A 14,079-nucleotide genomic window follows, 5' to 3' on the forward strand; every position below is an offset into this window, starting at 1 on the left:
CCTCTGGCATGAAGCTTGCGACATCCTATCCCGGGCTCCGCCAGACCGGCGCAGCCGCGAGATTAAGGCGGTTCATCCGCCAAGGGAGCAACCAATGGATTTTGGCAGGATTTCACGACGGCATTTGTTGCAGGGCGGTGCCGCCCTCACCCTCGGCGCAGCGGCCGGCGCCCGTCCGGCCTTCGCGGCCGACACGACCATCGGCTTCATCTATGTCGGCTCGCGCGATGACTACGGCTACAACCAGGCGCACGCGCAAGGCGCTGCGGCGCTGAAGAAGATTCCCGGCCTCAAGGTGGTCGAGGAAGAGAAGGTGCCGGAGACCGACGCTGTCGAGAAGACGATCGAGTCCATGATCAACCTCGACGGCGCCACGCTGATCTTCCCGACCTCGTTCGGCTACTACAACCCGCACATGATCAAGATGGCTGCCAAGTACCCGAAGCTGCGCTTCGAGCACTGCGGCGGCCTGTGGAGCGACAAGGATCCGAAGAACGCCGGCAGCTATTTCGGCTACATCGACGAAGCCCAGTACATCTCCGGCATCGTCGCGGGCCTGACGTCGAAGAGCGGCAAGCTCGGCTTCGTCGCAGCCAAGCCGATTCCCCAGGTGCTGCGCAACATCAACGCCTTTGCGCTGGGCGCCAAGTCCGTCAATCCGAAGGCCACCACGCAGGTGATCTTCACCGGGGACTGGTCGATGCCGGTCAAGGAGGCCGAAGCCACCAACAGCCTGATCGACCAGGGTGTGGACGTGCTGACCTGCCACGTCGACGGCCCCAAGACCATGGTCGAGAACGCGGCGCGACGCGGCGCCTTCGTCTGCGGCTATCACACCAACCAGTCGGCGCTGGCGCCCAAGGCCTATCTCACTGGCGCCGAGTGGAACTGGGAAGCGCTCTATCCGAAGTTCGTCAAGATGATCGCCGCCGGCGAAGGCATCCCGAATTTCTACCGCGGCGGCCTGAAGGAAGAGATCGTAAAGGTCTCGGCCTATGGCGAGGCCGTCTCGGCCGAGGCGCGCAAGGCGGCAGACGAAGCCAAGGCCAAATTCCTGTCCGCGGACGGGTTTGCCATCTTCAAGGGCGGCCTGGTCGACAACAAGGGCAAGACGGTGATCGCGGCCGGCACCGATCGCGGCCAGAAGGATCCCGAACTCGAGAAGATGGACTATCTGGTCGAGGGCGTGATCGGAGCGACTTCGTGACAGCGGAAGCAGCGGATTCCGCCGAGGCGGTCGGGGCAGTTGCCCCGGCCGCCAAGCCGGGGTTTCTCCAACGCCACGGCGGCACGATCGAATATGTCCTGATCCCGGGCGCGGCGCTCGCCGGCGCGCTCGTGGTGTTCGGCATCTTCGTCATGCTGTTCGGCAAGAACCCGCTCGACCTCTATTTCTACATGTATTACGGCGCCTTCGGCACCTGGTTCTCCTGGCAGAATACGCTGACGCGCGCAGCGCCCCTCATCCTCACCGCGCTCTGTACGGCGCTGCCGGCGCAACTCGGCATGGTCATCATCGGCGGCGAAGGTGCGTTGCTGATCGGCGCGCTGTCGGCGACGAGCGCCGCGCTGTTGCTTCAGGGCATGCCCCCGCTCGTCGTGCAGATTGCCATGGTCATAGCCGGCGTTATCGGCGGTGGATTGTGGATCATGCTGGCCGGCGCGCTTCGGCAGTATCGCGGCGTCAACGAGACGATCTCGAGCCTGCTGCTCGTCTACATCGCGCTCGCGATCCTCAATCATCTCGTCGAAGGCATGATGCGGGATCCCGCGAGCCTCAACAAGCCATCGACACGCGAGATCGGCGCCGCCAACATGATCGGCACGATCCCCGGCACCGACGTGCATTGGGGCCTCGTCTTCGGCCTGATCGCGGCGGTCGCTGCCTACATCCTGATCTATCATACCGTGTTCGGCTTCGCCGCGCGGGTTGCCGGCGGCAACATTCGCGCCGCGAAGATCGTCGGCCTCGGCGTCAGCAGGCTGATCCTGACCATCTGCTTCCTCGCCGGCGGCGCCGCTGGTCTTGCCGGCATGGTCGAGGTTGCCGCCGTGCAAGGCCGCACCAACGCCAATCTCGCGGCAGGCTACGGCTTCACCGGCATTCTGGTTGCCTTCCTCGCCCGACAAAATCCGCTTGCGATCATTCCTGTCGCGATCCTGCTCGGCGGCATCAGCGCCAGCGGCGGTCTGTTGCAGCGCCGCCTCGGACTGCCGGACGCGTCCGTGCTGGTGCTCCAGGGCATCATCTTCGTCTTCGTGCTCGCCAGCGATGCGCTCTATGGCCGCATCGGTTTCCTGAAAGGCAAGTCCTGATGGCAGACGGATCGATCGGACTCTGGACCGTCCCGCTCGCCGTGCTCGGTGGCGCCATCCGCGTGTCGACGCCCTTCCTGTTCGTGAGCCTGGGTGAGTGCATCACCGAGCGCTCGGGGCGCATCAATCTCGGCCTTGAAGGCACGCTGGTGATGGGCGCGATGAGCGCCTACGGTATCTCCTATCTCACGGGCTCGCCGTGGTTAGGGGTGCTCGCCGCCGGCATCACCGGTGCACTTCTCGGTGCGCTACATGCCAGCATCTGTTCGTTGCCTCGCGTCAACGACGTTGCGGTCGGCATCGCCCTGATGCTGTTCGGCACCGGCCTCGCCTTCTATCTCGGCAAGCCGCTGATCGAGCCGACCGCGCCAAGGCTGCCCGCGATCGATTTCGGCTGGTGGAGCGACATCCCGCAGGTGCGCGCCGCGCTCCGCGTCAACGTCCTGTTCCTGATCGGCGTCGCGCTGGCACCGATCCTCTATTGGGCCTTCCGCACCACGCGGTGGGGCCTGCTCATCCGCACCGCCGGCGAGAGTTCGGATGCTGCGCGCGCGATGGGCCATTCCGTGCTGCTGATCCGCCTGCGGGCCACCATGGTCGGCGGCTTCCTCGCCGGCATCGGCGGCTCGTTCCTGTCGCTGTTCTATCCCGGGAGCTGGAACGAAGGCCTCTCCTCCGGCCAGGGCATCACGGCGGTGGCGCTCGTGATCTTCGCGCGCTGGGATCCCCTGCTCTGCCTGTGGGCCTCGCTCGCCTTCGGCGGCGCGGCGGCGCTCGGACCCGCGCTGCAATCGGTCGGGGTCACCTCCGGCTATCACCTCTTCAACGCCGCGCCCTACATCCTGACGCTGGCGATCATGATCATCACCTGCTCGCCGAAACGCACGTTGACCGGAGCCCCGGCCGAATTGTCGATCACCCGCTAGAGAGCCCAATCATGCCCGAGCGCTATCTCAAGTCCGAGCCCTACGCCTGGCCCTACAATGGCGATCTCCGCCCGCTGAACACCGCGCTCATCATCATCGACATGCAGACCGATTTCTGCGGCGTCGGCGGCTATGTCGACAAGATGGGCTATGATCTCTCGCTGACACGAGCGCCGATCGAGCCGATCAAGAGGCTGCTCACAGCGATGCGCGCCCAAGGCTTTCACATCATTCATACCCGCGAGGGCCACCGCCCCGATCTCTCGGATCTTCCCGCCAACAAGCGCTGGCGCTCACGCCAGATCGGCGCCGGCATCGGCGATCCCGGCCCGTGCGGCCGCATCCTGGTGCGCGGCGAGCCCGGCTGGGACATTATCGAGGAGCTCGCGCCGCTGCCCGGCGAGCCCATCATCGACAAGCCCGGCAAGGGCTCGTTCTGCGCCACCGATCTGGAGCTGATCCTGCGCGTGCGTGGCATCGAGAACATCGTTCTCACCGGCATCACAACCGATGTCTGTGTCCACACCACCATGCGCGAGGCCAACGACCGTGGCTTCGAATGCGTGCTGCTGCACGATTGCTGCGGCGCGACCGACAAGAGCAACCACGATCACGCGCTGAAGATGATCAAGATGCAGGGCGGCGTGTTCGGCGCCGTCTCGACGTCGGATGCCTTCATCGGAGCGATTTCGTGATCATCGGCGAGCCGCCTCCGCCGTCAGGTGCGTTTGGCGTCGACGCCATCGCCATGACCATGCGCTTCGGCGACTTCCTGGCGCTGGATAATGTCGAACTGAAAGTGCGGCCCGGATCGTTCCACGCGCTGCTCGGCGAGAACGGCGCCGGCAAATCGACGCTCGTCAAATGCATCATGGGCTATTACCACGCGACCGAAGGCGACATCCTCGTCGGCGGCCGCGAGCAGGCGATCGCCAATCCGAAGGATGCTCATGCGCTCGGCCTCGGCATGGTCTACCAGCATTTTACGCTGGTCCCGGCCATGACGGTCGCCGAAAACCTCGTGCTGGCGCGCGATGACGTGCCGGCCGTGGTGAACTGGCCGAAGGAGATGAAGGAGCTCGAAACGTTCCTCGCCCGCATGCCCTTCAAGGTGCCGCTCTCTGCAAAAGTCTCCGACATCTCGGCCGGCGAGCGGCAGAAATGCGAGATCCTGAAGCAGCTTTATCTGAAGCGTCGCTTCCTGATCCTGGATGAGCCGACCTCGGTGCTGACGCCGGCGGAAGCCGACGAGGTGCTCGGCATGCTCCGCGACATGGTCGTCAAGGGCGAGCTGACCATTTTGATGATCACGCACAAATTCCGCGAGGTCATGGCCTTCGCCGACGAGGTCACGATCCTGCGCCGCGGCAAGCTCGCCGGTGCCGGCAAGGTCGCCGAGCTGACGCCGGACGCGATGGCGCGCACCATGATCGGCGCCGAGGAATTGACCGTGCAACCACCGCGGACCGGCGAAGCGGGACAGGCGCGGCTGGAGCTGGCAAAGGTTCGCGCGCTCGACGATGCCGGTGCCATCGCCGTGCATGACGTTTCCCTCACCGTGCGCGCCGGCGAGATCGTCGGCATCGCCGGCGTCTCCGGCAATGGCCAGCGCCAGCTGGTCGAAGTCCTGGCCGGCCAGCGCGAAGCGGAGGGCGGCGAAATCCGCGTCGCAGGCGATCCCTATCATGCCAGCCGCGAGGAGATGCGGCGCCACAAGATGTCGCTTCTGCCCGAGGAGCCGTTGAAGAACGCCTGCGTCGGCGGTATGAGCGTCGCCGACAACATCGCCTTCCGCGAGTTCGACCGGGCGCCCTTCGCGAGCGGCGGCTGGTGGCTCAATCGCGGCGCCTTCCGCGACGACGCGAAGAAGAAGATCGGCCAATACAAGATCAAGACCCGCACCCCGGATACCCCGATCTCGGCGTTATCAGGCGGCAACGTGCAGCGCGCCGTGCTCGCCCGCGAACTCGGCAGCGAGGTAGAGGTGCTGATCGCGGCCAATCCCTGCTTCGGCCTCGACTTCGCGGCCGTGGCGCAGATCCACGCCGAGATCATGGCTGCGCGCAACCGCGGCGCCGCGGTGCTGCTGGTCAGCGAGGATCTCGACGAATTGCTCGAACTGTCCGACCGGCTCGTGGTGATGTTCCACGGCGAATTCGTATATGAAGCACGGACCAGCGAAGCCGATCTCACCGAGGTCGGCCGGCACATGGCGGGGCACTAACCGCGGAGGCGCAATGAACGGCGAGCGCGACGAGCACTTCCTTCGCCAGTCCTTCGCGGTCGCCCGCCGCTCCCTCACGCACGGCAATCATCCCTTCGGCTGCATTGTCGTCGATGCCGACGGCAAGGTGCTGATCGAGACCGAGAACGGCTACATGCCGGATCACGACGGCACCGCGCATGCGGAGCGTCTGGCCGCCACGCAAGCGTGCCGCACGCTCGGCCGCGAGGTGCTGGCGACGGCCACGCTCTATTCCTCCGCCGAACCCTGTGCGATGTGCGCCGGCGCGATCTACTGGGCCGGGATCGGCCGCGTGGTCTACGGGCTCAGCGAGCACCGCCTGCGCGGCGTCACCGGCAATCACCCGGAGAACCCGACCCTCGACCTGCCCTGTCGCGAGGTGTTCGCGAGCGGCCAGCGGCCAACCGAGGTCGTGGGACCGCTACTCGAAGACGAAGCCGAAGCCCTGCACGACGGCGTGTGGACGAAGTAGGTATCCAGCAATCAGTATCGTAGGGTGGGCAAAGGCGCCCTTGCGCCGTGCCCACCATCTAGAAGTCGTGGGCACGCTTCGCTTTGCCCACCCTACGGCAGCGTCGCTCACCGCAAACACGAATGGCGCCACGCATCCCTGCGCGGCGCCATCCGGAGATCGTCGCCCGATCAGAACTTCACAGTGATACCACCGTAAACCGTGGACTCGGTGCAGCTCTTGGTGCTCTGGCCGGTGGCGGCGACCGTGCAGACGCCGGGCATCGCATTGTGGTCGAGGCCGAACTTGTTCTGCCAGTAGCGATAGGCGACCCAGAGATCAACGAAGTGCGAGTACTTGTCACCCCAAGCCGCCTTCGAGGCGTCGAAGGTCAGACGGATCGGTTCGCTGTTGAGCTCGGTCTTGGACGCGGTCGAGAACCGGCCGATGCCCGAGAGCGCAGGAAGTCCGTTGGAGTCGCCCTTCGGGCCGTACCAGCCGGCGCGGCCGCTGATCGACCAGAACTGCATGTTCGGCGGCAGGAAGCCGAGGTCCATGTAGTAGTTGACTTCGACGGCCCAGGTCGGGTTGTAGCTGACATTGCCGTCGGAGTTACAGGTCACGCCGGGCGTACCCGCGCCGAACAGACCGCACTGCGTGAAGGAGTTGTGGTTCGAGAACTCCCAATACATCAACGGAGCGACGTTGATATAGCCCTTGTAGGGAAGGTCGAAAGCGAACTGGAGACCGGCGACGACGTCACGCTTGGCGGGCGCGAGGAAGGTGTTCTCGCTGTTGGCGTCCATACCCACTTCGAACGAGATGTTGTGCAGCGGACCCATGGTGAAGGTCTTGGTGTTGAACAGCTCGTTCCAGCCGAGGGTCGAGCGGAACAGGCCGTAGATCTCGGTGGCACCAGCGCAATTGCTGGCGGTGCCGTTGATGTTCACGCCGGGTGCAGTACAGGGCGAGGCCGGATCGTTTTGACCCGACTTGAACATCGAGATCGTGAAGAAGTTGGTGCCGTAGGCCCAGAGATCGAAATGGGTGAAGGAGTAGACCTGCTTGGCGGTGGTGCCGTTGATGCTGCCGTCGGGGCGAACGCTCCACATGCCGGGATCGGTGCCCTTGGGCATCCAGGAGAACGACACGCGGTTATCGATCACCAGGAAGAACGGGAGGTCAGCCGCCTTCTTCGGCGCCTTGACCTGCATATCCGCCGCGTGAGCCAAGCCACCGATGGCCAGCGTAGCAAGTGACAGCGCCGTTGCTGCAATTGCCTTGAAACGAAACGACATCGTGAATACCCCCAAGTTTGGACACGTAAAGATGAATGTCCCTTGGGGGCGACACTTGCGCTGAAGTCCTGAGGTGAGAAGCCTCAACTTTTTTCAAGGCATGCCGCTTGTTTCGGCAGCGCACCGCGCTTCACTGTGGAATTTTGCAGAGTTAGATGCTGCACCGTCGGCGGCCGTCGACAACGTCTTGCCGAACATTCCCGTCTGATTCTGTTTGGCTTTTGCGTCGACGCGACAACCCGAGCGCGACTGTCGAAGACGCCTGTCGTGGTCACCGCGGAATGCATACGAGCGCTGGCGCGACTTTGCTCAACTTCACGTCAAGCCTGCATAGCGGGTTCCGATTTGGCTTGTACCGTCACAAATTTGCAACAGCCGCCATGCGCGGCGCGCGACCGCAAGAGCCGTGCAAGGGGCCGTCGGTGACGTCCGACGGCTGAAAACGGCCGCGACTCACGCGGACGGCCGCCTGCCGAAGCGTTAAGCAAGGGATGACGCTTTTTCACACCTTACGCGGCGGTTCAAACTAGCCCACTATTGAGGCACTTCATCCCATGCAAGCGCATCAGCGAATGTTAGATCCGACGCCTAACGGCCTGCATTCCGGCGAGTCCCCGTTGCTTCAAACGGTGGGGCTCACCAAACGCTATGGGGATTTCCTCGCCAACGATTCCATCGACATCGACATCTGGCCGAAGGAAATCCACGCGCTGCTCGGCGAGAACGGTGCCGGCAAGTCGACCCTGGTGAAGGCGATCTATGGGCTGATCCAGCCCTCTGCCGGCGAGATCCGATGGCAGGGCGATCGAATCGTGCTGTCCGGCCCGTCGGAAGCGCGCAGCCGCGGCATCGGTATGGTGTTCCAGCACTTTTCGCTGTTCGACAATCTCACCGTCGCCGAGAACGTCGCGCTTGGCCTCGACGGCAGGGAAACCTTCAAGGACATGTCGGCGCGGCTGGAGCAGGTGTCGAGGACCTATGGCCTGCCGCTCGATCCCAGGCGCGAGGTCTGGCAGCTCTCCGTCGGTGAACGCCAGCGCATCGAGATCGTTCGCGCGCTGATGCAGGACCCGAAATTCCTGATCCTGGACGAGCCGACCGCGGTGCTGACCCCGCAGGAGGCCGACCAGCTCTTCATCGTGCTGGAGCGGCTCAAGGCCGAAGGCCGCGCCATCCTCTACATCAGCCACAAGCTCGAGGAGGTGAAGCGGCTCTGCGATACGGCCACGATCCTGCGCGGCGGCAAGAAGATCCAGACCTGCAATCCCCGGCTCGAGACCGCCGCATCGCTCGCACGCATGATGGTCGGCAGCGAGATCAAGGAGGTGAAGGCGCCCGCAGGCCGGCAGACGACGATACCGCGGCTGGTCGTCAACGATCTCTCGCTCGCGCCCGACGAAGCGCATGGTGTGCGGCTCGAGCATATCTCTTTCGAACTGAAGGGCGGCGAAATCCTCGGCATCGCCGGCGTTGCCGGAAACGGCCAGGACGAGTTGTTCGCAGCATTGTCCGGCGAGCGGCTGTCGAAGGATCCCGGCACGGTCGTGATCGAAGGCATCGCCGCCGGCCATCTCTCGATCACCAAGCGGCGCAAGCTCGGCGCCGCCTTCGTGCCCGAAGAGCGGCTCGGCCACGGCACCGCGCCGCGCATGAAGCTGTCGGAGAATGCGCTGCTGACAGGACACGCCGCCAGCGGCATGGTCAATCACGGCTTCATCGACACCGCAGCCACGCTGAAGACCGTGGACAAGGCCACCGAAACCTTCGACGTGCGCAAGGCCAAGCGCGATCCGGAAGCGGCATCCCTCTCCGGCGGGAATCTGCAAAAATTCATCGTCGGCCGCGAGATCCTGCGCAACCCGGCCGTGCTGGTGGTGAGCCAGCCGACCTGGGGCGTCGACGCAGGTGCTGCCGCCGTCATCCGCCAGGCGTTGCTGGATCTCGCGACTGCAGGCGCCGCGGTGCTGGTGACCAGCCAGGACCTCGACGAACTCGCCGAGATCGCCGACCGCATCGCCGTCATGTTCCACGGCCGACTGTCGGAACCGCTCGCCACGCGCGACGCGACACGCGAAAAGCTCGGCCTGTTGATGGGCGGCAGCAGCCTGGAGCCGAAGGAGGCCGCGCATGCAGTTGGTGCTTGAGAAGCGCGCCGAGCGCTCCAACGCGATCGCGCTGGTCTCCCCGCTCATCGCGATCGGCCTGACCATCGTGACCATGACCATCCTGTTCGCGATCCTCGGCAAGAATCCGCTGCTCGCCCTGCAAGCCTATTTCATCGCGCCCCTGACTGACGGCTATTCGCTGCAGGAGATCGCGGTGAAGGCGACACCTTTGGTGATGATCGCGATCGGGTTGTCGCTCTGCTATCTCGCCAACGCCTGGAACATCGGCGCCGAAGGGCAATTCCTGATCGGCGCCGTTGCCGGAAGCTGGATCGCAGTGAAGACGCAGGGCACCGACGCCGGTGCATGGGTTCTGCCGGCGATGCTCGTGCTCGCCGCAGCCGCGGGCGCGCTCTATGCGCTGATCCCGGCGATCTGCAAGGTGAAGTTCGGCGCCAGTGAAATCCTCACCAGCCTGATGCTGGTCTATGTCGCCGACCTCCTGCTGGACTATCTCGTCCGCGGCCCCTGGCGCGATCCGAACGGCTTCAACTTCCCGACCACGGCTGAGTTCGATCCTGTCGCGACAGTGCCGCTGCTGATCGAAGGTGGCCGGCTGCATCTCGGCTCGATCATCGCGCTGCTGGTCGTTGCGGCGGCTGCGATCCTGCTCGGGCGCACCATCAAGGGGTTCGAGATTCGCGTCGTCGGTGCCGCGCCGCGCGCGGCGCGTTTCGGCGGCTTCAACGCCAACCAGCTCATCATCCTGACCTTCGCGGTGTCAGGCGCACTGGCCGGCCTTGCCGGCATCATCGAGGTCGCCGGCCCCGTCGGACATCTCCAGCCCGGCATCTCGCCCGGCTACGGTTTCACCGCGATCATTGTCGCCTTCCTCGGCCGATTGAATCCGATTGGAATACTAATTGCAGGCCTTTTTCTCGCACTGACCTTTATCGGCGGCGAGCAGGCGCAGATCACAATGAAGATCCCGTTGGACGTCACCAAGGTCTTTCAGGGCATTCTGCTGTTCTACGTGCTCGCCTGCGATTCCCTCATTCTCTACCGCTTCAAGCTGGTCTTCCCAAACCGTCAGGTGACCCGTGGAGCTGGTTGAAGCCATCATCCTGTCGGTGCTCGCTGCATCGACACCACTGTTGATCGCGGCGACCGGCGAGCTCGTCACCGAACGCGCCGGCGTGCTCAACCTCGGCGTCGAGGGCATGATGATCGTCGGTGCCGCTTGCGGCTTTGGCGGCGCGTGGCTGACCGGCTCGATTCTGATCGGCGCATTGTTCGGTATCGTCGCGGGAACGCTGATGTCGCTGATCTTCGCGCTGATGGCGCTCGGGCTCGCCGTCAATCAGGTCGCGACCGGCCTCGCGCTGACCATTCTCGGCGTCGGTCTCTCCGGCCTGATCGGGGCCGGCTTCGTCGGCGAGCGCATCACTCCGGTGGCGCATCTTTATATTCCCGGCCTCACCGACATTCCGCTGGTCGGCCGCGTTCTGTTCGGCGAAGACGCCTTCGTCTATTTCTCCATCGCGCTCATTATCGGCGTCTGGTGGTTCCTGTATCGCACACGCGCGGGATTGATCCTCCGTGCCTGCGGCGACAACCACGTCTCCGCGCATGCGCTCGGCTATCCCGTGCTGCGCATCCGCACTTTCGCCGTGATGTTCGGTGGCGCCTGCGCCGGGCTCGCTGGCGCCTATCTGCCGCTCGCCTACACGCCGTTCTTCATTCCCGGCATGACGGCGGGCCGCGGCTGGATCGCGCTGGCGCTGGTCGTGTTCGCGTCGTGGCGCCCGGGCCGGCTGGTGGTCGGCGCCTATCTGTTCGGCGCGGTGACGATCCTGCAACTGCATGCGCAAGGCTGGGGTGTCGGCATTCCCTCGCAATTCATGTCGGCGCTGCCTTACCTCGCGACCGTCATCGTGCTGGTTCTGCTCTCCCGCGCGCGCTCCGGCGGCTCGACTGCACCGGCCGCGCTCGGCACCGTGTTCGTGCCTGACCGCTAGAGTGTTCATTTCCACGGCGTGCGCGATGGGGCGCACACGTCGCGGATCGTGGCTTTCCCCTGATGTTTGGAGATTGATGATGAGGAAATCACTTCTTGCGCTGGCTGCCGGCCTTCTGCTTGCCGGGAGCGTCAGCACAGCCTCCGCCGCCGACAAGCTGAAAGTCGGCTTCATTTACCTCGGCCCGATCGGCGATCTCGGCTGGACCTATCAGCACGAGCTCGCTCGCCAGGCGCTGGTGAAGGAGCTCGGCGACAAGATCGAGACCACCTATCTCGAAAACGTGCCCGAGGGTCCCGACGCCGAGCGCGCCATCGAGCAGCTGGTCCGCGCCGGCAACAAGCTGATCTTCACGACGTCGTTCGGCTACATGGACCCGACGCTGAAGGTCGCCAAGAAATATCCGAACGTGCATTTCGAGCACGCCACCGGCTACAAGCGCGACAAGAACATGTCGACCTATTCGTCGAAATGGTACCAGGGCCGCTACATCCAGGGCCTGATCGCGGCCAAGATGTCGAAGTCCGGCGTGCTCGGCTATATCGGCTCGTTCCCGATTCCGGAGGTCGTCTCCGGCATCAACGCCACGATGATCGCGGCGCAGACCATCAACCCGAACATCAAGGTCAAGATCATCTGGGCCAACACCTGGTTCGATCCGGGCAAGGAGGCCGACGCCGCCAAGGCGCTGATCGACCAAGGCGCCGACGTCATCATGCAGCACACGGATTCGCCCGCAGCGATGCAGATCGCCAGCGAACGCGGCAAGTTCGCCTTCGGCCAGGACTCCGAGATGATCAAGTTCGGGCCCAAGACCCAGCTGACCTCGATCCTCGACACCTGGGGCCCCTACTACATCGAACGCGTCAAGGCCGAGCTCGACGGCACCTGGAAGTCCGAGGACAGCTGGGGCGGTCTCGACAGCCACATGTTCGCGATGGCGCCGTATACCAACATGCCTGACGACGTGAAAAAGATGGCCGAGGATGCCCAGGCTGCAATCACCGCGGGCAAGCTGCATCCGTTCAAGTGCCCGGTCGTTGGGCAGGACGGCAAGGAAATCGAGTGCAAGGGCGGCGCCAATCTCGCGGACGGCCAGATCCTCGGCATGAATTTCTACGTCAAGGGTATCGACGACAAGCTGCCGGGCAAGTAGCACGCTTCTTGCATTGTCTAAAACACCTGCTCCTCCCGGAGGAGGTTCGGAGGGGGTGGCCAGAAGCACCCGGCACTTGTGGTCGCCCCCTCCTTCTATTTCACCCCGCGTGCATCGCCCGCGCCGCGGAACTATGCCGGCGGATGAGGTCCGGGACGTCCAGTCCCGGGATCGCGCCGTCGACCACGGCCCAATTCCCCGCCACCATCACCCGATCGGCCCGATGAGCCCCGCACAGCACCAGTGCAGCCAGGGCATCGCCGTGGCCGGAAAAGCGCAGCTCGTCCAGCCTGAACAGAGCGAGGTCGGCGGCTTTGCCGACCGCGATCTCGCCGAGCTCCGGCCGACCGACGCACGCGGCCGAGCCCTTGGTGGCCCAGCGCAGCGCATCCTTGTGGCTGACCTTGGTCACGCCGTAGCGCGCCCGCTGCAGCAGGAAGGCGGCACGCACCTCCTGCATCAGATTGGATCCGTCGTTGGACGCCGAGCCGTCCACGCCGAGCCCGATGCCGACACCGGCCTCTTCCATCTCGCACACCGGGCAGCAGCCGGAGGCCAGCAACTGATTGCTGCACGCGCAATGGCTGATGGTGGTCTTCGCCTTGCCGAGGCGCGTCATCTCGTCGGCGTTGAAAAAGATGCCGTGAGCGAGCCAGGTCCGCGCATTGAGCCAGCCGCATTGCTCGAGATAGTCGAGCGGACGACAGCCATACATCTGCTGGCAGAATCTGTTCTCGTCCTCGGTCTCGGCGAGGTGGGTGTGCAGGCGCACGTCGAGCTTGTCGGCAAGGTCGGCGGTGGCGCGCATCAGCGAGGTCGTCACCGAGAACGGCGAGCAAGGTGCCAGCGCAATCTGCACCATCGCATCCGCACCGCGCTGGTGATGCTTTGCCACGACGCGCGCGCTGTCGGCGAGGATCGTGTCCTCGTCCTGCACGACGCTATCCGGCGGCAGGCCGCCATCGCGCTGCGACAGGTTCATCGAGCCACGCGTCAGCAGCACGCGCATGCCGAGCCGTTTGGCGACGCCGACCTCGATGTCGACGGATTCTTCAAGCCCTGCCGGGAAGACGTAGTGATGATCGGTCGTGGTGGTACAGCCCGAGAGCAGGAGTTCGGACATCGCAACGGTGACGCCGAGTTCGAGACGCTCCGGCGTCAGCTTCGCCCACACCGGATAGAGCGCCTGCAGCCAGGGAAACAGCTCGCGGTCCATCGCCGCCGGCAGCGCCCGCGTCAATGTCTGATAAAAATGATGGTGGGTGTTGATGAGGCCCGGCAACACGACGTGCTCGCGCGCATCGAACACCCCGACATCGGCAGTTGCCGGTGTTCCGCCAGCCGGCACGAGTTCAACGATACGGCCATCCTTAACGACGATGCCGCCCGCGGCGCCGTCGGCGAGGATGGCCAGGGGATTCCTGATCCAGATCGGCTTTGCGTCGCTCATGAACCTGTTTCTCCTCGCCGTCGTTAACGAAGGGCCTGCAAGGCAGAGGCCATCCCGAAGGCGTTATTGCTGCGACTTGTTGTTGCCACTTGGCGCTGGTCTTGCAAGACTTTC

At 64.5% G+C, this 14,079-nt stretch carries 12 protein-coding genes; 10 read left to right on the forward strand and 2 right to left on the reverse strand.

Features of this window, described 5'->3' with window-relative positions:
- Window positions 1-94 precede the first annotated feature (94 nt).
- Genes NLM31_RS30780 through NLM31_RS30805 form a run of 6 tightly spaced genes read left to right on the forward strand, consistent with a single transcriptional unit; the run spans window position 95 to window position 5,959 of the window.
- Window positions 95-1,207: a BMP family ABC transporter substrate-binding protein gene (locus NLM31_RS30780; RefSeq protein WP_254132899.1), complete on the forward strand. Its 1,113-nt coding sequence runs from the start codon at window positions 95-97 to the stop codon at window positions 1,205-1,207.
- Window positions 1,204-2,316, forward strand: coding sequence for an ABC transporter permease (locus tag NLM31_RS30785; RefSeq protein ID WP_254132900.1), 1,113 nt, complete (start codon window positions 1,204-1,206; stop codon window positions 2,314-2,316). The genes NLM31_RS30780 and NLM31_RS30785 overlap by 4 nt, the downstream gene beginning before the upstream one ends.
- Complete coding sequence (locus NLM31_RS30790; RefSeq protein WP_254194746.1) at window positions 2,316-3,242, forward strand: ABC transporter permease; 927 nt, start codon at window positions 2,316-2,318, stop codon at window positions 3,240-3,242. Before NLM31_RS30785 ends, NLM31_RS30790 begins: the two co-directional genes overlap by 1 nt.
- Window positions 3,243-3,253: 11 nt before the next feature.
- Window positions 3,254-3,937 (forward strand): cysteine hydrolase family protein, encoded by a 684-nt coding sequence (locus tag NLM31_RS30795; protein WP_254194747.1) that lies wholly within the window; start codon window positions 3,254-3,256, stop codon window positions 3,935-3,937.
- Complete coding sequence (locus tag NLM31_RS30800; RefSeq protein WP_254194748.1) at window positions 3,934-5,466, forward strand: ABC transporter ATP-binding protein; 1,533 nt, start codon at window positions 3,934-3,936, stop codon at window positions 5,464-5,466. Before NLM31_RS30795 ends, NLM31_RS30800 begins: the two co-directional genes overlap by 4 nt.
- A gap of 13 nt (window positions 5,467-5,479) precedes the next feature.
- Window positions 5,480-5,959 carry a nucleoside deaminase gene (locus tag NLM31_RS30805; protein ID WP_254194749.1) on the forward strand — a complete coding sequence of 160 codons (480 nt, stop codon included), beginning with the start codon at window positions 5,480-5,482 and terminating at the stop codon, window positions 5,957-5,959.
- 170 nt (window positions 5,960-6,129) lie between these two features.
- Here the strand turns inward: NLM31_RS30805 and NLM31_RS30810 are convergent, their stop codons facing one another.
- On the reverse strand, window positions 6,130-7,236 hold the full coding sequence (locus NLM31_RS30810) for a hypothetical protein (RefSeq protein WP_254132904.1): 1,107 nt from the start codon (window positions 7,234-7,236) through the stop codon (window positions 6,130-6,132).
- Between the two features lie 572 nt (window positions 7,237-7,808).
- Here NLM31_RS30810 and NLM31_RS30815 point away from each other — a divergent pair.
- The 4 genes from NLM31_RS30815 (at window position 7,809) to NLM31_RS30830 (ending at window position 12,515) form a co-directional block, all read left to right on the forward strand.
- Entirely contained in the window at window positions 7,809-9,380 is a 1,572-nt protein-coding gene (locus NLM31_RS30815) for an ABC transporter ATP-binding protein (RefSeq protein ID WP_254194750.1), read from the forward strand.
- Window positions 9,364-10,455 (forward strand): ABC transporter permease, encoded by a 1,092-nt coding sequence (locus NLM31_RS30820; RefSeq protein ID WP_254194751.1) that lies wholly within the window; start codon window positions 9,364-9,366, stop codon window positions 10,453-10,455. The genes NLM31_RS30815 and NLM31_RS30820 overlap by 17 nt, the downstream gene beginning before the upstream one ends.
- Window positions 10,442-11,359, forward strand: a complete 918-nt coding sequence (locus NLM31_RS30825; protein WP_254194752.1) for an ABC transporter permease — start codon at window positions 10,442-10,444, stop codon at window positions 11,357-11,359. Before NLM31_RS30820 ends, NLM31_RS30825 begins: the two co-directional genes overlap by 14 nt.
- Before the next feature lie 79 nt (window positions 11,360-11,438).
- Window positions 11,439-12,515, forward strand: a complete 1,077-nt coding sequence (locus tag NLM31_RS30830; protein WP_254132908.1) for a BMP family ABC transporter substrate-binding protein — start codon at window positions 11,439-11,441, stop codon at window positions 12,513-12,515.
- Window positions 12,516-12,615: 100 nt separating this feature from the next.
- On the opposite strand, the gene NLM31_RS30835 is transcribed toward NLM31_RS30830, so the two are convergent.
- Window positions 12,616-13,965, reverse strand: coding sequence for an 8-oxoguanine deaminase (locus NLM31_RS30835; RefSeq protein WP_254132909.1), 1,350 nt, complete (start codon window positions 13,963-13,965; stop codon window positions 12,616-12,618).
- Between the last annotated feature and the right edge of the window lie 114 nt (window positions 13,966-14,079).

It is taken from the genome of Bradyrhizobium sp. CCGUVB4N (genome assembly GCF_024199945.1).
Classification (GTDB): domain Bacteria; phylum Pseudomonadota; class Alphaproteobacteria; order Rhizobiales; family Xanthobacteraceae; genus Bradyrhizobium.

What these genes read in the sequence shown, in the direction of transcription:
- NLM31_RS30780 (WP_254132899.1), top strand. Translation starts at nt 95, where the DNA reads ATGGATTTTGGCAGGATTTCACGACGGCATTTGTTGCAGGGCGGTGCC.
- NLM31_RS30790 (WP_254194746.1), top strand. Translation starts at nt 2,316, where the DNA reads ATGGCAGACGGATCGATCGGACTCTGGACCGTCCCGCTCGCCGTGCTC.
- NLM31_RS30795 (WP_254194747.1), top strand. Translation starts at nt 3,254, where the DNA reads ATGCCCGAGCGCTATCTCAAGTCCGAGCCCTACGCCTGGCCCTACAAT.
- NLM31_RS30805 (WP_254194749.1), top strand. Translation starts at nt 5,480, where the DNA reads ATGAACGGCGAGCGCGACGAGCACTTCCTTCGCCAGTCCTTCGCGGTC.
- NLM31_RS30810 (WP_254132904.1), bottom strand. Translation starts at nt 7,236, where the DNA reads ATGTCGTTTCGTTTCAAGGCAATTGCAGCAACGGCGCTGTCACTTGCT.
- NLM31_RS30815 (WP_254194750.1), top strand. Translation starts at nt 7,809, where the DNA reads ATGTTAGATCCGACGCCTAACGGCCTGCATTCCGGCGAGTCCCCGTTG.
- NLM31_RS30820 (WP_254194751.1), top strand. Translation starts at nt 9,364, where the DNA reads ATGCAGTTGGTGCTTGAGAAGCGCGCCGAGCGCTCCAACGCGATCGCG.
- NLM31_RS30830 (WP_254132908.1), top strand. Translation starts at nt 11,439, where the DNA reads ATGAGGAAATCACTTCTTGCGCTGGCTGCCGGCCTTCTGCTTGCCGGG.
- NLM31_RS30835 (WP_254132909.1), bottom strand. Translation starts at nt 13,965, where the DNA reads ATGAGCGACGCAAAGCCGATCTGGATCAGGAATCCCCTGGCCATCCTC.